Consider the following 22,257-nt stretch of genomic DNA (forward strand, 5'->3'; position numbering starts at 1 on the left):
CCGCGTAGCATCCAGCCTCACCCCAGGAAGCAAGCCCCCATGTCTGCCGTTTTCCCCCCTTTGGACGAGTCCCCCAGCCACGACCGCGAAATTGCGCAGTTGCGCATTCCTCCCCATTCCATCGAGGCCGAATCCAGCGTGCTGGGTGGCCTGCTGCTGGACAACAACGCCTGGGACCGGGTGGGAGACTTGCTCAAGGACGATGACTTTTACCGTTACGAGCACCGGCTGATCTTTACCGCAGTGCGCGAGCTGATCAACGCCAGCAAGCCGGCCGACGTGATCACCGTGTTCGAGCGGCTGCAGGTAATCGGCAAGTCCGACGAAGTAGGGGGCTTGGCCTACCTGAACTCGCTGGCGCAGTACGTGCCTAGTGCCAGCAATATCCGCCGCTATGCTGAAATCGTGCGTGAGCGCGGCGTGCTGCGCAAATTGGTCACGGTCAGCGATGAGATCGCCACCAATGCCTTTAACACCCAGGGCCGGCCGGTGGAGAAGATCCTCGATGAGGCCCAGCAGAAGATCTTCAATATCGGCGAAGAAGGTGCGCGCAGCAAACAGGGCTTCCAGGCCATGGACACCCTGGTGGTCGACTTGCTGGACCGCGTGCAGGAGATGGCTGACAGTGCTGGCGACGTGACCGGTGTGGCCACGGGTTTTCCTGACCTGGACCGCATGACCTCTGGCCTGCAGCCGGGCGATATGATTGTGCTTGCAGCGCGTCCGTCCATGGGTAAGACGGCTTTCGCGGTGAACATCGCCGAACACGTGGCGCTCAACGAGGGCTTGCCGGTTGCCATCTTCTCGATGGAAATGGGTGCATCCCAGTTGGCTGTGCGTATCGTGGGCTCGATCGGCCGCGTCGACCAGGGTCATTTGCGCACCGGCAAGCTGACCGACGAGGAATGGCCGCGCCTGGCCGAGGCGGTGGAGCGCCTGCGTACGGTGTCGTTGCATATCGATGAAACCCCGGGCCTGTCTCCCAGCGAGCTGCGTGCCAACTCGCGCCGCCTGGCGCGCCAGTGCGGCAAGCTGGGCCTGATCGTGGTCGATTACTTGCAGCTGATGAGTGGCTCCAGCTCCAGCGGAGGTAGCGACAACCGCGCCACCGAACTGGGCGAAATCTCGCGCGGCTTGAAGATGCTGGCCAGAGAATTGCAATGCCCGGTGATCGCCTTGTCCCAGCTCAACCGTTCGGTGGAGCAACGTCCGGACAAACGTCCCATGATGAGTGACTTGCGTGAATCCGGCGCCATCGAGCAGGATGCGGACATCATCATGTTCATTTACCGCGACGAGTACTACACCAAGGACGCGTGTAAAGAGCCGGGCGTGGCTGAGGTCATCATCGCCAAGCATCGTAACGGGCCCGTCGGCACCGTCAAGCTGGCGTTCTTGCGCAATATCACCAAGTTTGAAAGCCTGGCCAGCGGCTATGGCAGTGACGGCTACTAAGATGAATCACTCTGAAATTGATAGCGCCTTGCGCAGGTTTGATGCGCGCCACAGCCATTTTTTACGTAAAACACCGTTGTGGAAGCTATCCGGCGCAGCGCTGGGCCTGGGCTGTGCCGAGGTCTGGCTCAAGCTGGAACACACCCAGGTGGGCGGCAGCTTCAAGGCCCGTGGCATGCTGAACCGCCTGCTGGCCAACACCATCCCTGAAGCGGGTGTGGTGATCGCCTCGGGCGGCAACGCGGGCATTGCCACGGCCGCTGCGGCCCAGGCTTTGGGCGTGCGCTGCGAGGTATTTGTGCCCACGGTCTCGCCCGAGGCCAAGCGCGCCCGCTTGCGCGATCTGGGGGCCGAGGTAGTGGTGACCGGGGCGGTGTATGCGGAGGCTTTCGAGGCCTGCATGGCGCGCCAGCAGATCACCGGCGCCCTGTTGACCCATGCCTACGACCAGCCGGAAGTGCTGGCTGGTGCCGGCACCCTGGCCCACGAGATGGAAGCCCAGGGCGGTCTGCCCGACAGCGTGTTGGTCAGCGTGGGCGGCGGGGGCCTGATCGGCGGCGTGGCGGCCTGGTTTGAGCAGCGTAGCCGCGTGGTAGCCCTGGAGCCTGCCTTGGCGCCAACGCTGTACCGTGCGCGTCAAGCGGGTGAACCGGTGGATGTTGCAGTGGGGGGGATCGCCGCAGATTCATTGGGCGCCAAGCGTATCGGGCAGCTGGGTTGGGAGGTCACGCAACGTTTTGTACGAGACGCCTTGCTGTTGGACGACGACGCCATCCGAATCGCGCAGCGCTGGCTGTGGAAGGAGTTGAAGCTGGCCGTGGAGCCCGGTGCGGCCCTGGGTTTGGCGGCCTTGCAGTCTGGCGCATACCAGGTACGTGTGGACGAAAAAGTGGCTTTGATACTCTGCGGCGGCAACGTCGATCCGGCCACGCTGGCGTGAAACTAAAATGCGGGGATGCTAGACATCACCTTCCTCCGCAAAGACCTCGACGCCGTCGTAGCCCGGCTGCAAACGCGTAAAAATCCGCAAGCCTTCCTGAACGTGGACTCGTTCCGCGCGCTGGAGTCCGAGCGCAAAACCATACAGACCCGTACCGAGGAGCTGCAGGCCCAGCGCAACGCGCTCAGCAAGCAGATCGGCCAGCTCAAGGCCAAAGGAGAGAGCGTCGATGGCGTGATGGCCGCCGTGGCCGCCATCAAGGACGAACTGGAAAGCTCGGCCCTGCGTCTGGACCATCTGCAAGCCGAGCTTCAGGCCCTGCTGCTGGCCGTACCCAATCTGCCGCACGCCAGCGTGCCGATCGGCGCGGACGAATCGGGCAATGTGCTGGTGCGCAGCTGGAGCCCCGCCGAACGTGCGCCGGGTGCTATGGACTTTGTAGCTAAAGACCATGTGGATCTGGGCGAGACCCTGGGTTTGGACTTTGAAATGGGCGTGAAGCTCACCGGTTCGCGCTTTACCGTCATGCAGGGCCCGATTGCCCGCTTGCACCGGGCTTTGGCGCAATTCATGCTGGACGTGCAGACCACCGAACATGGCTACACCGAGTGCTATGTGCCTTACATCGTGAATGCTGACTCTATGCGCGGCACGGGCCAGTTGCCCAAGTTTGAAGGCGATTTATTTGCCGCCAAAAAAGGCGGCCAGGATGGCGAAGAAGTGCCCGACAACAGCGCGCTCTACCTCATCCCCACCAGTGAAGTGCCGTTGACCAATTTCGTGCGCGACACCATTGCTGCCGAGACCGACCTGCCCATCAAGTTGACCGCCCACACACCTTGCTTCCGCTCCGAAGCCGGCAGTGCCGGACGCGACACGCGCGGCCTGATTCGCCAGCACCAGTTCGACAAGGTGGAGATGGTGCAAATCGTCCATCCCGACCACAGCTACGAGGCTTTGGAACAGATGACCGGCCACGCTGAAGCCATTCTGCAAAAGCTCGGTTTGCCGTACCGTGTGATGTCCTTGTGCACCGGCGACATGGGCTTTGGCGCGGCCAAGACCTATGACCTGGAGGTTTGGCTGCCTGCGCAGAACACCTACCGTGAAATCAGCTCGGTCTCCAACTGCGAAGCCTTCCAGGCTCGCCGCCTGCAAGCCCGTTTCAAGAATGCGCAGGGCAAAAATGAATGGCTGCACACCTTGAATGGCTCGGGTTTGGCCGTGGGCCGTACGCTGGTCGCTGTGTTGGAGAATTACCAGAATGCCGATGGCTCGGTTACCGTGCCGCAAGCGCTGCGTCCTTACCTGGGCGGTTTGGAAAAATTGGGCGGCTAAGCCGTATATGGCTGCGTCAGCTGCTAGAATGGCGGGCGTTGCTTAGTCCCAAGGCCACTAGGACCAAGCTAAAGACACACCAGGAAAGGTGGCAGAGTGGCCGAATGTACCTGACTCGAAATCAGGCGTACCGCAAGGTACCGTGGGTTCGAATCCCACCCTTTCCGCCAATTGCGTTGGTTGTAAGTTGTTGATTTTTAAGTGAATTTTGGTGTTTTCCAGTTTTCATAAGTCAGCAAAATACCAAATCAACTATCAAAAGCCGTATGAGTCAAATCATGCGGCTTTTTGTTTTTCTGGATCAGCTCTGCTTTTGACCTTCAATCGGTGAGCGCATTTCAGATTTTGCTATCTGTCCGATGCAATATGAGCAATGCTGGTATGTGGCACAGCACAAAACGGCTGCATAAATCGTGGGCTAAGAACTGCTCAATTCGGGGGGTAAGATCAGTGTTGCGCTTCAGACTTGAGCCCGCCCTCCATCGCGGCGACTACTATTTTGACGCGGTGGGCTGCACAGTAGTGGACAACCACCCGTCAAAGTTAGGAGTTGATGCTCCACCCTCGCTTCTTGAGCTCATAAATACCATTGTGCATTTCCTTCAAAGTGTCCTTCTCTCGAATAATTTCGAGGACGGCATTCTCTGTCTTGCACGTAGCGTCGACTGCCTTGCCGAGCGCTTCGAAATCGATGACCCCCGTGCCAATCGGATCATGGCCCCATTCTTCACGGCCCGTGTCTGAGATGTGCACGAGTACTATCTCCGAGCTCCCTGCCAACAAAGCCTTGACGGGATCTTCATTGATGTATGCCGCGTTGGCAACGTCGTAGACAATCTTCAGCTTGTCACTGCGGAACCGTTTGACGACGCCCATCATCTCATCCAGGGTTGGCAGGAAGCAGTATGGCGTATTTTCGAGCAGCAATCGAACGCCGGCCTGCTCCGCTCTAGGCAGTAGGATTTCCAAACTCTCGTTCAGCCAGTCATGCGCCTTCGAAAGCGGCGGCGAGATCATTGGACGTCGGGTTCCCGGCGAAATCACCACTTCGGTCGAACCCCATTCGAAGGCGAGATCCATCACCTCCTTGATGTGATCTATGCTCTTGCGCCTCATATTTTCTGCGGGACTTGCCAAATTAATGTCATATCCACCTGCATTGAGCGACCTCACTTTGGCACCACAGTCCTGCAATCGTTGCTTTGCTTCGGACCGCACTGAGGGCGACATGTCAGCCGGCCAGCAATGCGGCGAGCTGATGGGCACCTCAAATTCGCTGTACCCAGCTTGACTCAGTTCAGCTATCGCATCGATCGCGGAGTGCGACCACAGGTACGAGAACGTTGAAATTAACATTTGGCAATCTCCGGCAATGACATACGGTTTTGAAAGCGGTGTGCGACCTGGCTCAGTGTCGAACAGCCCTGAGGTTGTCAGGGTATGGACAAAAAATTCTCTTCTACACCTAAGACTTGGAACTCGGCCGACCAGGAATATGGCTCAGGATGGACTTGGTGAAACCACCGTCCACGCAGAGGTCTTGGCCAGTAACAAAACCAGACAGCGGGCTGATCATGAACTCGATCGCATTGGCGATGTCTCTCGGCTCACCGATCCTTGCCAATGGAATAATCGCTTCCCGCGCCCGTTTGATATCTGGGTCAGCGTACATCTTGGCGGACATTGGAGTGTGGGTCATGCCCGGTGAGACCACATTGACCCGGATGCCGTCAGCCGCCCACTCCAGGGCGAGCGTCTGCGCAAGCATGGTAAGCGCCGCCTTTGTCGGACTGTACGCCCCTGACCCTTCGTGTGGCAGTTGCCCAGACATTGAAGACGTGAAGCAGGCTGCGCCGCGACTCTCCTTCAGATGCGGATAGCAACTTTTGGCGAGCAACCAGGACCCGCGAAGGTTGACGTCGAACATCCTGGTCCATTCCTCAAGCGAAACGTCACAGAGTTTCGCCGGACTCGCGATGCCGGCGTTGGAAACGAGCGCGTCGAGGCCGCCGAACGCCGCAACGGCCGCGTCCACCAGTTTCCCGGGCACGTTGGCGTCGGCCAAATCGCCGTACAAAGCGATGGCCTCTCCGCCCATCGCTCGTACCTCGCGGGCGATCTGCTCCTGTGGTTCGGTGGCCTCCCGGCCGCAGACTGCGATCTTCGGGCGCTCGCCTCTTGCGAGTGCGGCCTCTGTGATCCGCATGCAAACCGCTGCTCCGATCCCGCGGCTTCCGCCGCTCACCAAGACTCTCATTTGTTTCTCCTTAAAAACGAGCTAGTCGCTCGAAAACCATTCTTTTCATCAGCTTCTCTGTTTCGCGTTGCACGGAAACGCCCACTACATCCAAGCCGACTTGTTGCGGTCGTTCACGATCGAGGGCTTGGCGCAAGTTGTCGGTGTCAGCCCCGACATTTCATGCGGGCTTTTTCGCAAAAGTACCGGACAGACAGGCTTCTTGCTGCCGTGAGCGCCGAATCGGACGAGTTTCATCCGTTGTGTTCCTTCTGGATGTCAGTGCACCGGCTCGAGCCGCTCGCCCGTTTCTCCGTGGAAAAGATGCAAATGCGCGTTGTCCGCGCTCAAGCGCACGTGGTCGCCGGGGCGCACGCTGACCCTTTCGCGTAGCACGCAGGTGAGCTTGATGCCGCCAGCGTCGACGACGAGGTGCGTCTCCGAGCCGGTGGATTCCACCACCAGCACGCGCGCCTCGACGCCCGCATCATCCAGCCGCAGGTGCTCAGGGCGCACGCCCAGCGTGAGGGCCTGGCCGCTCGTGGCGGGTACGTGAGGCACATTCCAGTGATTGCCTGCGTTGTCCACGACGCCTTGGCCGTTGACCTTGACAGGCACCAGGTTCATCGACGGCGAGCCGATAAAGGCCGCGACGAAAACGTTGCGCGGCCGGTCAAAGAGCTCTATCGGCGTACCCACCTGTTCCACGATTCCGTCGTGCATCGCCACAATCTTGTCCGCCATCGTCATCGCCTCGATCTGGTCATGCGTGACATAGACAGTAGTGGCCTTCAAGCGCTGGTGCAGCTCGCGAATCTCGGCTCGCATTGCCACGCGTAGCTTGGCATCCAGATTGGACAGCGGCTCGTCGAACAGGAAGACCTGCGGGTCGCGCACGATGGCGCGGCCCATCGCGACGCGTTGGCGCTGGCCGCCGGAGAGCTGCTTAGGTAGCCGAGTGAGCAACGGCTCCAGCCCGAGGATTTTTGCAGCCCGGGCAACACGCTCCTCGGTCTCCTGCGGCGACGCATGGCGCAGCTTCAGCGAGAACGCGAGGTTGTCCGCCACCGTGAGGTGGGGGTACAGCGCGTAGTTTTGAAAAACCATGGCGATGTCGCGATCCTTGGGCAACAAGTCGTTCACACGGCGCCCGCCGATGCGGATTTCGCCGCCGTCGATCCCTTCCAGGCCTGCAATCATGCGCAGCAGGGTGGACTTGCCACAGCCAGATGGGCCGACAAGCACGACGAATTCACCGTCGCGGATGTCGACGCTTACGCCACGGATGATTTGCGTGTTGCCAAAGGACTTGACCAAGCCCTGAATTTCAACTGTTGCCATTGTGGTATCCCAATTTACAAGAAGTGTTGTTGTTGTCTTGCGGGCGTACCTCGCCCAAAAAACATGCTGCTCAGCCGGCTTGCCATGCAGTCTTCAACCGCGTGTATTCATGCACGTACCGGCCGACTGATGCCTCGCTCAGTTCAGCGGTATTGCTCAAGTGTTCCAAGGCCGCATCGAAGGCATAGACATCGCATCCCTCCAATAACAGCACCCAACGAGCCGGGGCCAGTAGGTCCTTGCGGCCCTTGCTTTCCGCAGTCGACTGACTCGAAACTCCAGCATCCGAGCCCAGGAAATGCGCACCGCTGATACGCGGCATCCGCGCCACTGCCTCCAACGCCGAAGTGAGACGCGGCACCGCAGCGCTCAGAACGTCGTCCGCAATGTCGAATCGAATGGTCATCAAAGCGCCACCTGAGCCCACGCCGTGGCTGGCCACCACGCGTGTGAGTGAGCGCGTGGTGTTCTGGAAATGGGCGGTGGTTGAACGCGTCCACGTCGTGGGATCGTTCAAGCGGGACAGATAGTCATTACCCTGTATGACCTGGAAAGTGGAGGTTTCATAGAGCGTAAAAAACTCCGGTTGCGTCGCTTCGTCGGCTGCGCGATAGCGGCGTCCCCGTATAAAGCCAGGGATACCCACTCGCTCGGGCATATGCTCGTGCAAATGCCAAGCGTAAAACTCTGCGCGCCCGACCTCGGCGATGTCATTCCAGATGGCCACTGCACCTTCACCTGCTAGCATAATTATTCTCCTTGGATGTTGTGGACTCGGCGGCGGGCAGCTTGAGCGCGACTTGACCGATCCCTTCAAAAACACAACGCAGCCGTTCGCCAGGCTGCGCACGATGGACGCCGGTATGGGAGCCGGCAAGCACAAAAGTCCCCACGGCGATCGCCTGCCCGCGCTGCGCCAGATGGTTGGCGAGCAGGGTGACGGCGTGTAGCGGATCGCCAAAGGGACTTCCGCCCTGCTTGTCGACCACGGGTACGTCGTCGATCCACAGCGTCACCTGCAGCTTGTCGAGCGCCAGAGCGCGCCAGTCGATGCATGCGTCACCCAGCACCACCGCGCCATTGCCCATGCCGTCTGCCACAATGTGTTCGCGGGGAGATGCGAACTTTGCCGGTAGCCTGCTGCACAGCAGTTCGAAGGCCGGCATGACGGCGCCCACAGCCGCCTGTACGTCGTCGCGCGTGCAATTTCCAACGGGTAAGGGGCGGTCGATGCGAAAGGCCAGTTCGCATTCGACGCCGTCACGCAGCAGCGCCGTATCTACCAAGGCGGTGTCCGACGCCATGCAATCGATGTCGAACAAAGGGGCCGAGATCACGGATGCAGACAGCGGCGCTGCGAGTTTCCAGCCCGCGACCCTGGCGCCGAGGTTTGCGCACACGCGCTCCTGGATGCCATAGGCGTCGACGAAGCTGTCTAGCGGTCGGAGGGCGTCAGTCGCCACGATGCCCCTGGTGCGACGCGCGTTGGCGAGCGAGCTCACCAAAGTGTTCATGATGGGCTCGTTCATGCTTCGAAAGTCCTTGGATCGACGGCAACGCCGCCCTGTGCGGCGGAGAGGTAAGCGGCCTCGACCACGGCGAGCGCACGCTGGGCTTCGGCCAGCCCCGCAAAGGGCACGGCACCCGCTGCCGACTCGTCCAAGACGCGCCGCACGAATTCGGGGTAGTACAGATCGGTCTCGAAGCGGGCGGGGTGCTGCTTGGCGCTGACGCTGCCGTCTTCCTGCCAGCTGCGCACCAGGATGCCGTCCTCGCGCGAGACGCAGTAGCTGCGCTCCATCCTGCAGGCAAACTCGAAATCGCGCTGCAGGGCGGCGTCGCTGGGAAAGAGGTAACCGCACTCGATCGTGCCTAGGCGGCCGCCGGATGTGAGCAGCCGTATGCTGATCACATCCTCGATGGGTAGGCCGTTCATGCGCGAGCTGCTGCCAGCGCTGACGGACACGATCGGATCGTCGGCCAGCAGCGCAAATAGATCGATGAAGTGCACGCCCAGATTGATGAGCGGCCCCCCTCCGGCGAGATCGGGGTCCAGCATCCAGGGAACGCCGGCGGCTAGATAGCGCTGCGGTGGACCGGCGATGAAGCGGAAGCTGCCTTGCTCCAGTGTGCCGCCCGCTTCACGCAGTACCGCTAGGGTGTCGCTCAGGCGAAAAATCAGGGGCACTGCGACGTAAAGGCCAATGGCCTCCGCGCGCTGGCGCAACGCCAGAACGTCGGCCGTGTGCAGGCCGCAGGGCTTCTCGATGGCGAAAGGGATACGTCGGTCGATCAGTGCGCTTGCCAGGTTCGGCATGTCTACATGCCGTCCGAACACGAAGGCAAAGTCCGGCCGCTCACGTTCCAGCATCTCCGTGGTGGAAACGTAGTGATTGCAGCCGAAGCGCCGCGCCTCCTCCTCCCCGGTCCGCCCTGCGCTGTCAGAGACGCCCACGACCTTGACGTCATCTCGCGCTTGTAGCGCACTGTAATAGAGCGGCGCGTGCCAGTGCGTGCTCTCGATCACCACAACTCTTTTGACTCCATCAACCATTTGAGACTTTCAAGGGCGTCAGTCCCATGGTGGCCAGCATCACCTTGCGGCTGGGCCAGAGATCGGCGATTTCCGCCGCGGTTGCCTGCACGTCAGGCGCGATGGAGGCGATGCGCTCCGGTGTAAGTCTTGCCACAGGGCCGGCCACGCTGACGGTGCCAATCGCCAGGCGGGTTTGCGGGTCGAAAATGGCGCAGCTGACCGCGCACGTGCCGGGCTCTCCTTCCTCGATGGAGGTGCCGTAGCCGCGCTCGCGCGTCAGAGCGAGTTCGGCATGCAGGCTCGCCTCGTCGCGCACGACAGGCCGGCCGAACCGGGATGGCACGACGAAGCCGCTCGCCTTGACCAGTGCGGTGGCTTGCGCCTCATCCAGAGTCGCAAGCCAAGCTTTGCCTGAGGCCGTGGCATGCAACACCACCGCTTGGCCCATATCAGGGTCATAGCGCAGGCCCGAAAACGAGCCCTGGGCCTTGGCAATCCAGATCAGCGCATCGTTTTCCAATAAGGCCAGACGCACCAGTTCGCCTGTGCGTGCGGCCAATCGATCCAGGGAAGGTTGGCAGATTTCCGTGATCCCAGAAGCTGCAAGAAAACGAAAGCCAATGGCTGCCAGCTTGACCGTCATGCGGTAGCGCTGACTGTACTCATCTTGTATAGCGAGCCCACGCACCACGAGGATCGACAGCAGCCGATGCACTGCGCTTTTCGGCAAGTCCAGCCGGCGCGACACATCGCTGACCGGTAAGCCGTGAGGATGGTCTGCAAGCAGGGTAAGGATGTCCAGCGTGCGCTCCACCATGTCACCAGAAGCCATAATTTTCCCAAAATTTAGAACGATGTCCCAGTTTAGCATCCACATTCATGTCTGTTTCTCGGGTTTTCCCCCGATGCAACTCCTGTTTAGTTGTCTAAAGTGAGACATCGTTCCAAACTTAAATACACAATGAGTATGACAACCTCTAGCCAGATCGCAATTTCGGCGCAACACGGACCCAGGCCGCCAGGCTTCTGGGCGGGATTAATTTGGTTTGCACCAGCAGTGGCCATGCTGCTGGCCGTCACTTTGTATCCAACGGGCATGGTCGTTTGGTTGAGCGTGCATCGCACGCGGCTGTACGAAGTGGTGGAAGGCGTGGGTTTGGCGAACTACGTCTCCGTCCTCACGTCACCAGCCTTCCTGGAGCTCAGCCTGAACTCCCTTCTGTATGTCAGCGGGGCGCTGGCCCTGGTGCTGCCGATGGGATTGGCGAGTGCGCTGGCTTTGCAGAACCTCGCCAGCTCCGCAGCGCTTGTACGCACATTGCTGCTTCTCCCATGGACTCTGTCCATGGGTGTTGTGGGCTGCTTCTGGTTATGGTTGCTTAACCCCTCTTACGGACCTATCAGCTTTCTGATGCGGTCGCTGGGTATCGAACCTGGATTGATGTTGGGTGAGCCGTCGCTGGCGCTCATTCTCGTCATCCTGGTCACCGCGTGGTGGTCATTTCCCTACGTGATGGTGATGATGAGTGCGTCGCTACAAAGCATCCCGGCAGAGTTGTACGAAGCGATTGATATCGATGGTGGCGGTTTGGGTGCACGCCTTCGTCACGCGGTCTGGCCGCACATCGCTCCCACGCTGGGGAGCACCGCGCTGACGTTGGGGATTGTTTACCTCACGCTGATCACCATGATATTGGTCCTTACCGGTGGCGGGCCAATCGGCGCGACTGCTACCTGGAGCTTCGAGGTGTTCTCCAGCGCTTTTCGTTCTGTGGATCTGTCGCCCTCATCCGTCATTTCCGTTGTCGTCCTGATCGTCAACCTCTTCCTCGGCTATCTCTACTCCCGGCTCACTGGCCGGGTCTCGGGCTAAACATCATGCACATTCATCGTTCGGAAAAAATTCTCTCCTGGACCGTACTGACCGTTTTGGTGCTTACGGTGCTGATACCGCTGTCCTGGGCAGTCTTTACCTCGCTAAAGAGTGAGACCAGCGTCATTGCGTACCCGCCCACCTTCCTGCCGACCGACCCAAGTCTGTCTGCATACAAGGCGGTGTTTCGGAACCAGACCTTCGCCTCCGATCTCTTTAACTCGGTCTTCTACGCGCTCGCCGCGGTTGCGCTCGCCGTGTTGCTGTCTGCACCCGCCGGCTACGCTGCCTCGCGTTTCGAGTTCCGGGGAAAACGCGCGGTCATGCTGCTGATTCTGTCGACGTCGATGGTGCCCGCGGTCGCTTTGCTGGTTCCCACCTACTATCTGCTGGACAAACTGGGCCTGTTGAACAACCCCATGGTCATCATCGTGCTGCAGGCCGCACGTCTGGTTCCGCAGACGGTGTGGTTCATGCAGAACTTCGTGGACGCCGTGCCCCGCGAGCTCGACGAGGCGACGCAGGTCGATGGCGCCAGCCACTGGCAGACGTTCACCAAGATCATCTTGCCGCTGGTTCGTCCGGGTATCGCCGCCAGTGCCGTGATTGGCGTCATCACCACGTGGAACGACTACATCACCGTGGCGGCGTTTGCGCCCGAGGTCGCTTACCGGACACTGCAGGTGGCCCTGGTCAATCAGGTCTTCGACAGCATCGGCATCACATGGTCTTACGTCATGGCCTTCGCTGTGGTCTGCTCCATTCCGATCGTCGCGATTTTCATGCTTGCCCAGCGATGGTTCATCAGTGGCCTGACGGCCGGCGCCGTCAAAGGCTAGCCATAGCACAGCATCGATTTACATAACTTGATCACTTAAGGAGATGACATGACTGCACAGAAACAAACAAATACGAACGATCTGCCATCAGCGCGCGGAACGAGCCGGCGCAGTTTCGTGACCGGCGTGGCCAGCGTGGCCGTGCTGGGCGCACCTGGGGGCAGGGCCTTCGCGCAGACCACGGAGACCATCACCTACAACAGCTTCCTTGACCCGGGCAACTTGAACGATCCACGCGCTGCAGTCCAGACGCAGATGATTGCGGCCTTTGAAGCCAGCCAACCACGTGTGAAGGTGCGGGTGGTCGTGGACCCCTCCGGACAGAACGGCATTCGCGCGGTGCGCTCCAAAGCGGACAGCCCCGACGTCATTCGAGCCAACAACTTCCAAATGCCCGAGCACGTGGCCACCGGCTCCATTCTCTCTATCGATGAGTTGGTCGCGCGCGACAAAGTGGACACCACGGACTGGCTGATCAGCATGGACCAGACGCGCTTTAACGGCAAGCTATGGGGCCTTCAGCAGGACTATCGTATTCCAATCTTCGTCTACCGCAAGAGCAAGTTCGAGGAGGCGAAGATCGCGCCGCCGCGTACGTACCAGGAAGCGGCGGCACTCGGGGCGCTGCTGACCAAACAGAACCAGATGGCCTATGCCGTCCCGATCGGCGCAAGCGGCGGAATCGGGGGCGCGCAGGCCCTGATGGAGTTCATGGTCAGCTCCATTGTTGCCGGAAACAGCGAGCCCTTCTTTGTGCCCAGCGGACGCGAGATCGGCTTCAGCGAACAGCGGTTGCTGCTGGCCGCCAGCATTGTGAAGGACCTATTCGCTAAGAAGGCCGCGACACCCGTCAGTTTGCAGTTTTCCTACAACGAGGTCCAGGACGGGCTTCGTGCAGGCACCGTCGCTTCGTCCACCTTCGGGCTGTATCGCTACCGGGGATTGAAGGCTGCAGTGGCCAACGACCTGGCCTGGGCGCCGGCGCCTTCTGTGGCGCTCAATGACAAGCATGCGGTGTACGGCTTTCAGCTGTGTATTAACAGAAACTCGCCGCGCCAAGGCGCCGCGTGGGAGTTCGTCAAATTCATGGCGAGCCCAGCGGCTCAGGCCATTGCCGCGCGTGGCGGCGAAGTGGTAGCCCGTGCCAGCGCCTACAAGGACCCGTACTTCAAGACGCCGGAAGCTGAGGACCAGTTGGGCTGGAAGGCGCTCGTGGAGACACGCGGCCGCATGGTGAATTATTCGGTCATTCAAACCTCCTTCAACCAGATCTGCGGCGAAGCCTTCCAGCGCATGATCCTGCGCGACCTGGCCCCTGCGGCGGTGGCGATGGAGATGCGTACCCGCTACAACGACGCGCTGGCCAAGTCGTGATGCTCCATATCTCGGGGACGACGCGACTGTATGGTTTGATCGGCGATCCGCTGACGGCATCAAAGTCGCCCCAACTATGGAACCGGCTGTTCATGGAGCAGGGTGCAGACGCGGTTTGCGTCCCATTTCTAGTCAAGGACAATGACTTGTCCGCATTCGTCACCGGTGCACGCGCGGTGGGAAATCTCTCCGGTTTGCTGGTCACGATGCCTCATAAGCAACGGATGCTGGACTATGTCGACGAACTACATCCGACTGCGCGTGACGTTGGAGCCATCAACGTCATCCGCTGCACCAGTGATGGCCGCTGGATCGGCGCCAATTTCGACGGTATTGGCTGCGTTCTTGGCATGGAGTGGGAAGGACTTCATCCGGCAAAAAAATCCGTGCTGCTCATCGGCGCCGGAGGCGCGGGCAGAGCCATTGCTTTCGCGGTGGCTTCTGCGGGAGCACGAGCACTCACAATTTTCAATGCTAACAGGGGGCGCGCCGAGGACCTTATCAAGTCGGTTAACGAAGCAACCGATTGCCATGCGACGTTCGGCGCGCCAGACCCACATGAATTCGAAGTTGTGATCAATGCCACGTCGCTAGGCATGAAGCCCAGCGATCCTCTGCCCTTGGATCCTGATCGGCTTAAGCCTGGAACCATTGTCGTCGACATTGTCAATTCAGTGGAACCTACCCCCCTTTATCGAGCCGCAAGTGAGCGTGGTTGTCGTATCCAAAACAATCGTCCCATGCACGAAGGGCAGGCGGTGCATACCATGCGCTTCCTGGGCTTCGATTACGTTCCAGAAGGCAGGTCAATGCAGGGCATTGGACTGCAGTAATTTATAAAAGGGCTCTGTTGCATAGATCCCGGTTTGGACGCCATGCCCCATACCCCAGACGAAGTGATGCCACGGCCGCCACTGGGACCGTGGTCGGGCATCCCAATTGAGTGAATCGGTTGAGCAGTGTGACGTGCACATGCAGTTCTGTGACCCGGCGCTCAAATGTGCGTGCCATCACCCGCTCCCCCGAGCCGCTTGAAGCAATGCATTTTGGTTTCGACCAGACTGCGCCGGTGGTACCCACTCCACTTCTTTCATAGCCGATGGGTTTCGCGGTTTGTGTTAACAGGCCCTGGTCGCAGCCAAGCAATGGTTCACTTAAGTTGATTCCCTAAGGAGATGACATGAATGAGCAGAAATCGTCAAACATGAACGAACAGCAACCAGTGTCCGGTACAAGCCGGCGTACATTCGTGGCTGGTGTGGCTAGCGCAGCAGCTGTCTTGGGCGTAGCCGGTGGGCGAGCCTTCGCACAAACCACTGAGACGATCACCTACAACAGCTTCCTTGACCCGGGCAACTTGAACGATCCACGCGCTGCAGTCCAGACGCAGATGATTGCGGCCTTTGAAGCCAGCCAACCACGTGTGAAGGTGCGGGTGGTCGTGGACCCCTCCGGACAGAACGGCATTCGCGCGGTGCGCTCCAAAGCGGACAGCCCCGACGTCATTCGAGCCAACAACTTCCAAATGCCCGAGCACGTGGCCACCGGCTCCATTCTCTCTATCGATGAGTTGGTCGCGCGCGACAAAGTGGACACCACGGACTGGCTGATCAGCATGGACCAGACGCGCTTCAACGGCAAGCTATGGGGCCTTCAGCAGGACTATCGTATTCCAATCTTCGTCTACCGCAAGAGCAAGTTCGAGGAGGCGAAGATCGCGCCGCCGCGTACGTACCAGGAAGCGGCGGCACTCGGGGCGCTGCTGACCAAACAGAACCAGATGGCCTATGCCGTCCCGATCGGCGCAAGCGGCGGAATCGGGGGCGCGCAGGCCCTGATGGAGTTCATGGTCAGCTCCATTGTTGCCGGAAACAGCGAGCCCTTCTTTGTGCCCAGCGGACGCGAGATCGGCTTCAGCGAACAGCGGTTGCTGCTCGCTGCCGGCACCGTCAAAGATCTGTTCAACAAGAAGGCAGCGACACCCGTCAGTTTGCAGTTCGCATACAACGAGATGCAGGACGGGCTCCGCGCTGGCACCATCGCCTCAGCGACGTTCGGACTCTTTCGCTACCGCGGCTTGAAGGCTGCAGTGGCCAACGACCTGGCCTGGGCGCCAGCGCCTTCTGTGGCACTTAATGACAAGCAAACGGTGTATGGTTTTCAGCTATGCATCAACAGCAATTCACCACGCCAGGCCGCCGCGTGGGAGTTCGTTAAGTTCATGGCGAGCCCAGCGGCTCAGGCCATTGCCGCGCGTGGCGGCGAAGTGGTAGCCCGTGCCAGCGCCTACAAGGACCCGTACTTCAAGACGCCGGAAGCTGAGGACCAGTTGGGCTGGAAGACAGTGGTGCAGACGCGTGGTCGCATGGTGAATTATTCGATCATCCAGTCCTCTTTCAACCAGATCTGCGGCGAAGCCTTCCAGCGCATGATCCTGCGCGACCTGGCCCCTGCGGCGGTGGCGATGGAGGTGCGCACCCGCTATGCAGACGCACTGGCTAAATCATGATGTCTCATATCTCTGGGACAACTCGACTGTATGGTTTGGTCGGCGATCCGCTGAAGACAGCCAAGTCGCCCCAACTATGGAACCGGCTGTTCATGGAGCAGGGCGCAGACGCGGTTTGCGTCCCATTTCTAGTCAAGGACAATGATTTGTCCGCGTTTGTCGCCGGTGCGCGCGCGGTAGGAAATCTCTCCGGTTTGCTGGTCACGATGCCTCATAAGCAACGGATGCTGGACTATGTCGACGAACTACATCCGACTGCGCGTGACGTTGGAGCCATCAACGTCATCCGCTGCACCAGTGATGGCCGCTGGATCGGCGCCAATTTCGACGGTATTGGCTGCGTTCTTGGCATGGAGTGGGAAGGACTTCATCCGGCAAAAAAATCCGTGCTGCTTATCGGCGCCGGAGGCGCGGGCAGAGCCATTGCTTTCGCGGTGGCTTCTGCGGGTGCCCGAGCACTCACAATTTTCGATGTTGACAGGGGGCGCGCCGAAGACCTAGCCAAGTCCGTTAACGTGGCAACCGATTGCCATGCGACGTTCGGCGCGCCAGACCCACATGAATTCGAAGTTGTGATCAATGCCACGTCGCTAGGCATGAAGCCTGGCGATCTCCCGCCTGTGGATCCTGGTCGCCTTAAGCCAGACACTATTGTCGTCGACATTGTCACACGCGCGGAACCGACATTCCTTTGCATTGCCGCAAGTGAGCGTGGTTGTCGTATCCAAAACGGTCGTCCCATGCACGAAGGGCAGGCGGTGCATACCATGCGCTTCCTGGGCTTCGATTACGTTCCAGAAGGCAGGTCAATGCAGGGCATTGGACTGCAGTAATTTATAAAAGGAGCAAATGGCTATGAAATATCGTTACCTCGGCCGAACCGGCGTCCAGGTCAGCGAATACATGCTTGGTACCATGAGTTTCGGATCCGATGGGAATACCGATGAGCGCGAATGCATCAGTATCGTCCATGAGGCGCTCGACTGCGGCATCAATTTCATTGATACCGCCGACACTTATTCTCACGGCGAGGCGGAGGAGATCGTGGGTAAAGCGCTCGTCGGTCGCCGCGACAAGGTCGTCCTCGCGACCAAATTCAGACTATCGGCGGGCGAGGGTCGAAACGATCAGGGTGGGTCGCGCTACTGGATCATGAAACAGGTCGAAAACAGCCTGCGGCGGCTCAAGACCGACCATATCGATTTGTATCAAATGCATCGCCCGGATCTACACACAGATCTTGAGGAGACACTTGGCGCACTCAGCGATCTGGTGACGCAGGGCAAGGTCCGATACCTCGGATGCTCGACTCTGCCCAGCTGGTATCTCGCGGAAGCACAATCCGTCAGTCGTTTGAACAGGTTATCCCGTTTTGTCAACGAGAGTTCGCCACACTCTCTTTTCCATCGTGGCGTCGAACGAGAGACTTTGCCGGCCGTCCAACACTACGGGATGGGGTTCACCGCCTGGAGCCCCTTGAATGGCGGATGGTTGACCGGAAAGTACAGCGCCGGCGACACGGCCCCGACCGGCTCCAGGGCGGAGCGAGTCAAAGGTCAGTGGGGAGCGCACTATCCCATTTTGAAATCCCGCTTCGACATGCAGCAACCGGGCAATCGCCGAAAGCTTGAATTGCTTCCCGAACTCGAGTCAATCGCCCAGCAAGCGGGCCTGCCTCTCATGCATATGGCACAGGCATTTCCCCTGGCACACGCAGCGGTGACGTCTGTGATTGTTGGGCCTCGTACGCTTGAACAATTCAATGGAATGAAGGCGGGCTTCGACACGAAACTAGAGGCATTGACCCTCGACCAGATCGATGCGCTCATCCCTCCTGGTGCCCTGATCTCGGAGGCGGATCGCGGCTACGTCTCTCCCTGGCTCGCGCCAGAAGTGCGTCGCCATGGCGGAACCAATTCCGGCAAGGCTGCATAGGCCTCGCCATCGCCGTGTTGGACGGATATGAGATCGGCCTGAGGTGACAGCAATCAACATTGGCAGTGGTTAATTTTGAAAACGCCACAGCGCAACATGGAGGTATTTGAATGCGAGTTCTTGTGACTGGAATAAGCGAGGGCATTGGTGGCGCAATTTGCCAACAGGTTGCCAAAAGGCCCGGTTCCGCTATCGCAATGTGCGTACGAAAAATTCGCGAGCCGGTAGAAAAGCTCGCCGAAGAGTTGCGGCACGAAGGTTGCGATGTTCTCATTCTCGAGGGCGATCTGCGGGATCCTGCAGTGCCCGAATATTTCGTTCACACCGCGGCTGGAGGGTTTAAAGGACTCGACGCGATCGTGTCCAACGCGGGTGCCGTCGACCCAACCTCGTTGGAGGACATGCCGCTTGAGGTGTGGGAAGACATGTTTGCGCTGACATGCCGCGCAAGTTGGCTTTTGGCCAAAGCGGGTTTCCCGCACCTGAAGGCGAGCCAAGGCGCTTTTGTCGGCATCTCGTCGCAATCTGGCGTGCATCCGCACCGGCAGACCGGGGCGTACAGCGCGGCCAAGGCTGCCCTTATCATGCTGTGCAAGCAGATGGCGCTGGAGTGGGGGGAGCACGGCATTCGCGTCAACAGTGTTTCGCCGGGAATGATCATGACACCGATGACTCGATCAATTTATGATGACATGAATATCACGCGCCAGCGTGAAGCCATCGTTCCGTTGAAGCGGATCGGGGCCCCCAGCGACGTCGCTCGCACGGTCGATTTCCTGATCGATCCTGAAAATCGTTACATTACTGGCGAAAACATCATGGTCGATGGCGGGCTCACGCTCTCGGTCCTGGACCGGATTCCTGGGATAGCTCGCCGCAAGCAGGAGACCTGATCGACCAAGTCGACCAATGCCTAGTCACGTTCACACCCGGGGCTACTCATAAAGTTACCGACTTCCTGGTATCGGCTGCAATCTGCACTGCACGGGTAGATGCTCATCTTGCGGAGCTGCCGAAGGACTCGGCTACCGTCCGAATTCAACTGTTTCCATGTCAGTAAATTCGTGGCTCAAAAAGGATGCTGTCGTCGTGAGAAGTCGGCCGCCTGCCGCAGTGCCGTCGCAGCCGCGCGCACCCGGCTTTGCATTTTCATGAAGCCGTGCGGCACGCCCGGCACCTCAAGGAATTCGCTTGGCACCTGTGCTTCGGCCAACTGCTCGGCTAGCAGGCGGCTGTCATCGCGCAGGCAGTCAAGCGCCGCGCCCAGCACGAAGGTGGGCGGTAGGCCACGCAGATCTGCGCATAAGGGGAAGACCAGCGGATCGTTGGGGGACGCTCCCGGTGCGTAAGCTTCCCAGTAAGCCCGCATCTCCTCAGTGGTCAGGCCCCAGCGGCCGTCGCCGTTCTCCCGGTGCGAAGCGGTATCGCTGCTTGCGTCGTATGCGCCGTAGAACAGCAGCAGCAGTTCGGGCTGCGCCGGCTGGCCGAGCAGATTCAACGCAGCTGCCAATGCCAGATTGGCGCCGGCCGAGTCGCCCGCCAGCCACAACGGTCCGCTGGAGGCGAGGTGCTTGCATGCAGCGACGATCTCGTTCAGCCCGCGCGGATAGGGGTCCTCCGGCGCGAGGGCGTAGTCGATGGTCAGCACTTCACGTTGACAAGCCAATGCCAGCGCCCCCGCGAGGCCTTCGTTGGTATTGTGATCGCCTATGCACCATCCGCCGCCGTGGCAATACAGCAAGGTGCCGGGCTGCGGTACGGCCGGCACGAAGCGCCGCATGCTCAGTTCGCGCCCGAGCAGTTTCACGCGCTGCAGCTCGCTGGCCACGCCTGGCGTGGCGGGTTGGCTCCAGAAAGCACTTTCAACTGCGAACTGTTTGCGCCGCTGGGGGAAGTCAAGGGCTTGGCGGAACTCCGGCAGATTCAGGCGCGTCAGTTCGTCCCAGGCCGAGCGAACTTCCGGGTCCAAGGGGGACTTGCGATCGCCCATCTTGGTTTATCTTCAGAATGCAGGCAATCTGCCGGCGCGCCAGGCAGCACCCATGGCGTCCTCGTAGGCAATGATTTGCTGGCGCTGCGTGCCTAGCAGTGTGCTGCCCAAGGTCATCACATCGCCAGCCTTGAGGAATACTGGCGGCTTCTGGCCAAGGCCTACGCCGGGTGGTGTCCCGGTGGAAATCACGTCGCCAGGCTGAAGCGCCATGAAGCGGCTGAGGTAAGACACGATGGTGGCAACGCCAAAAATTTGAGTGCGGGTATTGCCAGTCTGCCGGCGAGTACCGTTCACGTCGAGCCAGAGATCGATGCTCTGCGGGTCCGGCACTTCGTCCGCAGTCAGCAGCCAAGGGCCTAATGGCGCATAGCCGAGGTGGCTTTTGCCTTTGGTCCACTGGCCTTCCATTTCGATTTGCCAAGCACGTTCTGACACATCGTTGCACAGGCAGTAGCCAGCCACATATTGCAGCGCTTCGGCTTCGCTTACATGCCAGGCTGGGCGGCCGATCACAATGGCGAGTTCGACCTCCCAGTCAAGCTTGTTTGAGCCGGGTGCGATGATGACCGGATCGTTGGGGCCAGCCAGCGCGCCGGTGTGTTTGTTGAAAACAACCGGCTGTCCGGGAATGGGGGTATTGGTTTCTGCCGCGTGGTCGGAGTAGTTCAGGCCGATGCAAACCACATTGGGAACCTGGCCCACACAGGCACCAAGTCGCGTATCGGCAGGAACGGCGGGCAAGCTGGACGTATCCAGGGCTCGCAACTTTGCAAGGCTTTCCTGCGAAAGTGTTGGCCCGTGAATGTCGCTCACAACGGAAGACAGATCCCGCAAAGTGCCTTGGGCATCAATGAGACCGGGCTTTTCGGAACCGCGGGGACCAAAGCGGACGAGACGCATGGGAAATCCTTTTAAAGACGTGCTGTAGGTTTAGAGCGCCATTAAGGCCGCTCAATGCTTAGAAACTGGTTACTTGTTAGACTTTAGACTTCGTTTGCTGCCGGGCCGTTATCCATAGGCCAGACCAGGCCGAGCGTGCCGCTCGCCTGTCGCAGCAGGGTGTAAAACTCGGCGTCACGCTCGGTGCCCATGCGTAGCAGCGGTCCGGCGATACTGATCGTGCCCAACACGCGGTGGCTTTCGGGCTCGCGCACCGCTGTCGCAATGGCCTTGACGCCGGACTCTGCTTCTTCAACTGCCAGACCGTAGCCGTTGGTGCGGGTCGAATCTAGTTCGCGCAGTAGTTCATCAATGGTTTGCACCGCACGCGGCCCAACGAGTTTGGTTGAAGCGGATGGCTGGCCCAAGCCGTTTTGCAGTGCCAGTTGGATCGCCGCTTCGTTACTCATCGTGGCCAGCCATGCCTTGCCGTTGGCGGTGGCGTGCAGCACTGGCCGACCATTGAGCGCTGGCTGGTACATCAGGCCAGGGCGCGCACCCTGGGCCGATGCGAACCAGTGCAGTGCATCGCCCTGCACAACGGTCAAGCGCACCAGCTCACCGCAGCGTCTAGCTGCCTCATCAAGCACGGGCTGCACTATACCGAGCAAGCCGGTACCGCGCAGATATTGCTGGCCCAGCAAGGCGAGCTTCAGCGTTAGGCGATAGCGGTCGGTCTCGGCATCCTGCTCAATCCAGCCAAGCGCGGTCATCTCGGCCAGCAGTCTATGTGCTGGGCCCTTTTGAAAATCTAGTGCAGCCGCAATGTCAGACAGGCGCCGCCACTGGCCCTCTACTGCCAGCAGCTCGATGACTTGGAGGCATCGCTCCAATAAACCCTTGACAAGTCGCATTTGATAAAACAAAATTCTTGTTGGAACAAAGTTACTTTAATAAAAATTCAGGTCAAAGTCAACCTTTTGACAGATCCATCCCAAAATAAAACGGA

21 protein-coding genes, 1 tRNA gene and 1 pseudogene are annotated in these 22,257 nt (G+C 59.7%); 12 read left to right on the forward strand and 11 right to left on the reverse strand.

Annotated elements, in window-relative coordinates:
- Positions 1–39 precede the first annotated feature (39 nt).
- The 4 genes from dnaB (at position 40) to AC07O2_RS14040 (ending at position 3,903) form a co-directional block, all read left to right on the forward strand.
- The gene (gene dnaB, locus AC07O2_RS14025; RefSeq protein ID WP_495076361.1) at positions 40–1,455 is read left to right on the forward strand and encodes a replicative DNA helicase; all 1,416 of its coding nucleotides are present in this window, start codon (positions 40–42) and stop codon (positions 1,453–1,455) included.
- A 1-nt stretch (position 1,456) separates the two neighbouring features.
- Entirely contained in the window at positions 1,457–2,395 is a 939-nt protein-coding gene (locus AC07O2_RS14030) for a threonine/serine dehydratase (RefSeq protein ID WP_495076362.1), read from the forward strand.
- A gap of 15 nt (positions 2,396–2,410) precedes the next feature.
- Positions 2,411–3,733 carry a serine--tRNA ligase gene (serS, locus tag AC07O2_RS14035; protein ID WP_495076363.1) on the forward strand — a complete coding sequence of 441 codons (1,323 nt, stop codon included), beginning with the start codon at positions 2,411–2,413 and terminating at the stop codon, positions 3,731–3,733.
- 82 nt (positions 3,734–3,815) lie between these two features.
- A tRNA-Ser gene (locus AC07O2_RS14040) sits at positions 3,816–3,903 on the forward strand.
- A gap of 373 nt (positions 3,904–4,276) precedes the next feature.
- On the opposite strand, the gene AC07O2_RS14045 is transcribed toward AC07O2_RS14040, so the two are convergent.
- The 7 genes from AC07O2_RS14045 to AC07O2_RS14075 all read right to left on the reverse strand — a co-directional run bounded on the left by AC07O2_RS14045 (position 4,277) and on the right by AC07O2_RS14075 (position 10,717).
- Positions 4,277–5,089 carry a sugar phosphate isomerase/epimerase family protein gene (locus AC07O2_RS14045; protein WP_495076364.1) on the reverse strand — a complete coding sequence of 271 codons (813 nt, stop codon included), beginning with the start codon at positions 5,087–5,089 and terminating at the stop codon, positions 4,277–4,279.
- Positions 5,090–5,198: 109 nt separating this feature from the next.
- Complete coding sequence (locus AC07O2_RS14050) at positions 5,199–5,990, reverse strand: SDR family NAD(P)-dependent oxidoreductase (protein ID WP_495076365.1); 792 nt, start codon at positions 5,988–5,990, stop codon at positions 5,199–5,201.
- 258 nt (positions 5,991–6,248) lie between these two features.
- Positions 6,249–7,310, reverse strand: coding sequence for an ABC transporter ATP-binding protein (locus tag AC07O2_RS14055; protein ID WP_495076366.1), 1,062 nt, complete (start codon positions 7,308–7,310; stop codon positions 6,249–6,251).
- A gap of 70 nt (positions 7,311–7,380) precedes the next feature.
- Positions 7,381–8,058, reverse strand: a complete 678-nt coding sequence (locus AC07O2_RS14060) for a hypothetical protein (protein ID WP_495076367.1) — start codon at positions 8,056–8,058, stop codon at positions 7,381–7,383.
- Positions 8,045–8,839: a 2-keto-4-pentenoate hydratase gene (locus AC07O2_RS14065; protein WP_495076368.1), complete on the reverse strand. Its 795-nt coding sequence runs from the start codon at positions 8,837–8,839 to the stop codon at positions 8,045–8,047. Before AC07O2_RS14065 ends, AC07O2_RS14060 begins: the two co-directional genes overlap by 14 nt.
- Positions 8,836–9,864, reverse strand: coding sequence for a Gfo/Idh/MocA family protein (locus AC07O2_RS14070; protein ID WP_495076369.1), 1,029 nt, complete (start codon positions 9,862–9,864; stop codon positions 8,836–8,838). The genes AC07O2_RS14065 and AC07O2_RS14070 overlap by 4 nt, the downstream gene beginning before the upstream one ends.
- Positions 9,857–10,717, reverse strand: coding sequence for an IclR family transcriptional regulator (locus tag AC07O2_RS14075; protein ID WP_495076370.1), 861 nt, complete (start codon positions 10,715–10,717; stop codon positions 9,857–9,859). The genes AC07O2_RS14070 and AC07O2_RS14075 overlap by 8 nt, the downstream gene beginning before the upstream one ends.
- Before the next feature lie 192 nt (positions 10,718–10,909).
- On the opposite strand from AC07O2_RS14075, the gene AC07O2_RS14080 reads away from it, so the two are divergent.
- From AC07O2_RS14080 to AC07O2_RS14095, 4 genes are read left to right on the forward strand one after another with little or no spacing between them, the layout of a single operon-like run.
- Entirely contained in the window at positions 10,910–11,719 is an 810-nt protein-coding gene (locus tag AC07O2_RS14080) for a carbohydrate ABC transporter permease (protein ID WP_495076371.1), read from the forward strand.
- Between the two features lie 5 nt (positions 11,720–11,724).
- Positions 11,725–12,558, forward strand: coding sequence for a carbohydrate ABC transporter permease (locus AC07O2_RS14085; protein WP_310369696.1), 834 nt, complete (start codon positions 11,725–11,727; stop codon positions 12,556–12,558).
- A 48-nt stretch (positions 12,559–12,606) separates the two neighbouring features.
- Positions 12,607–13,932 (forward strand): ABC transporter substrate-binding protein, encoded by a 1,326-nt coding sequence (locus AC07O2_RS14090; protein WP_495076372.1) that lies wholly within the window; start codon positions 12,607–12,609, stop codon positions 13,930–13,932.
- Positions 13,932–14,765 carry a shikimate dehydrogenase family protein gene (locus AC07O2_RS14095; protein WP_495076373.1) on the forward strand — a complete coding sequence of 278 codons (834 nt, stop codon included), beginning with the start codon at positions 13,932–13,934 and terminating at the stop codon, positions 14,763–14,765. The genes AC07O2_RS14090 and AC07O2_RS14095 overlap by 1 nt, the downstream gene beginning before the upstream one ends.
- Before the next feature lie 76 nt (positions 14,766–14,841).
- Here the strand turns inward: AC07O2_RS14095 and AC07O2_RS14100 are convergent.
- A pseudogene (locus tag AC07O2_RS14100) lies at positions 14,842–15,022 on the reverse strand (IS5/IS1182 family transposase); the annotation flags it as partial.
- Positions 15,023–15,112: 90 nt separating this feature from the next.
- Between AC07O2_RS14100 and AC07O2_RS14105 the strand changes: the two are divergent.
- From AC07O2_RS14105 to AC07O2_RS14120, 4 genes are all read left to right on the forward strand, one after another.
- Positions 15,113–16,441 carry an ABC transporter substrate-binding protein gene (locus AC07O2_RS14105; protein ID WP_495076374.1) on the forward strand — a complete coding sequence of 443 codons (1,329 nt, stop codon included), beginning with the start codon at positions 15,113–15,115 and terminating at the stop codon, positions 16,439–16,441.
- Complete coding sequence (locus tag AC07O2_RS14110) at positions 16,441–17,274, forward strand: shikimate dehydrogenase family protein (protein ID WP_495076375.1); 834 nt, start codon at positions 16,441–16,443, stop codon at positions 17,272–17,274. Before AC07O2_RS14105 ends, AC07O2_RS14110 begins: the two co-directional genes overlap by 1 nt.
- Before the next feature lie 22 nt (positions 17,275–17,296).
- Positions 17,297–18,376 (forward strand): aldo/keto reductase, encoded by a 1,080-nt coding sequence (locus AC07O2_RS14115; protein ID WP_495076376.1) that lies wholly within the window; start codon positions 17,297–17,299, stop codon positions 18,374–18,376.
- A 110-nt stretch (positions 18,377–18,486) separates the two neighbouring features.
- Positions 18,487–19,269, forward strand: coding sequence for an SDR family NAD(P)-dependent oxidoreductase (locus tag AC07O2_RS14120; protein WP_495076377.1), 783 nt, complete (start codon positions 18,487–18,489; stop codon positions 19,267–19,269).
- Between the two features lie 176 nt (positions 19,270–19,445).
- On the opposite strand, the gene AC07O2_RS14125 is transcribed toward AC07O2_RS14120, so the two are convergent.
- The 3 genes from AC07O2_RS14125 to AC07O2_RS14135 all read right to left on the reverse strand — a co-directional run bounded on the left by AC07O2_RS14125 (position 19,446) and on the right by AC07O2_RS14135 (position 22,162).
- Positions 19,446–20,366: an alpha/beta hydrolase gene (locus AC07O2_RS14125; RefSeq protein ID WP_495076378.1), complete on the reverse strand. Its 921-nt coding sequence runs from the start codon at positions 20,364–20,366 to the stop codon at positions 19,446–19,448.
- Positions 20,367–20,378: 12 nt separating this feature from the next.
- Positions 20,379–21,269, reverse strand: a complete 891-nt coding sequence (locus AC07O2_RS14130) for a fumarylacetoacetate hydrolase family protein (protein ID WP_495076379.1) — start codon at positions 21,267–21,269, stop codon at positions 20,379–20,381.
- Between the two features lie 83 nt (positions 21,270–21,352).
- Positions 21,353–22,162 (reverse strand): IclR family transcriptional regulator, encoded by an 810-nt coding sequence (locus AC07O2_RS14135; protein ID WP_495076380.1) that lies wholly within the window; start codon positions 22,160–22,162, stop codon positions 21,353–21,355.
- Between the last annotated feature and the right edge of the window lie 95 nt (positions 22,163–22,257).

The organism is Rhodoferax sp. GW821-FHT10B06, assembly GCF_059415605.1.

Bases quoted from the DNA above. Each gene is read 5' to 3' on its own strand.
- dnaB (WP_495076361.1), top strand. From the start codon at position 40: ATGTCTGCCGTTTTCCCCCCTTTGGACGAGTCCCCCAGCCACGACCGC.
- AC07O2_RS14030 (WP_495076362.1), top strand. From the start codon at position 1,457: ATGAATCACTCTGAAATTGATAGCGCCTTGCGCAGGTTTGATGCGCGC.
- serS (WP_495076363.1), top strand. From the start codon at position 2,411: ATGCTAGACATCACCTTCCTCCGCAAAGACCTCGACGCCGTCGTAGCC.
- AC07O2_RS14045 (WP_495076364.1), bottom strand. From the start codon at position 5,089: ATGTTAATTTCAACGTTCTCGTACCTGTGGTCGCACTCCGCGATCGAT.
- AC07O2_RS14050 (WP_495076365.1), bottom strand. From the start codon at position 5,990: ATGAGAGTCTTGGTGAGCGGCGGAAGCCGCGGGATCGGAGCAGCGGTT.
- AC07O2_RS14055 (WP_495076366.1), bottom strand. From the start codon at position 7,310: ATGGCAACAGTTGAAATTCAGGGCTTGGTCAAGTCCTTTGGCAACACG.
- AC07O2_RS14060 (WP_495076367.1), bottom strand. From the start codon at position 8,058: ATGCTAGCAGGTGAAGGTGCAGTGGCCATCTGGAATGACATCGCCGAG.
- AC07O2_RS14065 (WP_495076368.1), bottom strand. From the start codon at position 8,839: ATGAACGAGCCCATCATGAACACTTTGGTGAGCTCGCTCGCCAACGCG.
- AC07O2_RS14070 (WP_495076369.1), bottom strand. From the start codon at position 9,864: ATGGTTGATGGAGTCAAAAGAGTTGTGGTGATCGAGAGCACGCACTGG.
- AC07O2_RS14075 (WP_495076370.1), bottom strand. From the start codon at position 10,717: ATGCTAAACTGGGACATCGTTCTAAATTTTGGGAAAATTATGGCTTCT.
- AC07O2_RS14080 (WP_495076371.1), top strand. From the start codon at position 10,910: ATGCTGCTGGCCGTCACTTTGTATCCAACGGGCATGGTCGTTTGGTTG.
- AC07O2_RS14085 (WP_310369696.1), top strand. From the start codon at position 11,725: ATGCACATTCATCGTTCGGAAAAAATTCTCTCCTGGACCGTACTGACC.
- AC07O2_RS14090 (WP_495076372.1), top strand. From the start codon at position 12,607: ATGACTGCACAGAAACAAACAAATACGAACGATCTGCCATCAGCGCGC.
- AC07O2_RS14095 (WP_495076373.1), top strand. From the start codon at position 13,932: ATGCTCCATATCTCGGGGACGACGCGACTGTATGGTTTGATCGGCGAT.
- AC07O2_RS14105 (WP_495076374.1), top strand. From the start codon at position 15,113: ATGAATGAGCAGAAATCGTCAAACATGAACGAACAGCAACCAGTGTCC.
- AC07O2_RS14110 (WP_495076375.1), top strand. From the start codon at position 16,441: ATGTCTCATATCTCTGGGACAACTCGACTGTATGGTTTGGTCGGCGAT.
- AC07O2_RS14115 (WP_495076376.1), top strand. From the start codon at position 17,297: ATGAAATATCGTTACCTCGGCCGAACCGGCGTCCAGGTCAGCGAATAC.
- AC07O2_RS14120 (WP_495076377.1), top strand. From the start codon at position 18,487: ATGCGAGTTCTTGTGACTGGAATAAGCGAGGGCATTGGTGGCGCAATT.
- AC07O2_RS14125 (WP_495076378.1), bottom strand. From the start codon at position 20,366: ATGGGCGATCGCAAGTCCCCCTTGGACCCGGAAGTTCGCTCGGCCTGG.
- AC07O2_RS14130 (WP_495076379.1), bottom strand. From the start codon at position 21,269: ATGCGTCTCGTCCGCTTTGGTCCCCGCGGTTCCGAAAAGCCCGGTCTC.
- AC07O2_RS14135 (WP_495076380.1), bottom strand. From the start codon at position 22,162: ATGCGACTTGTCAAGGGTTTATTGGAGCGATGCCTCCAAGTCATCGAG.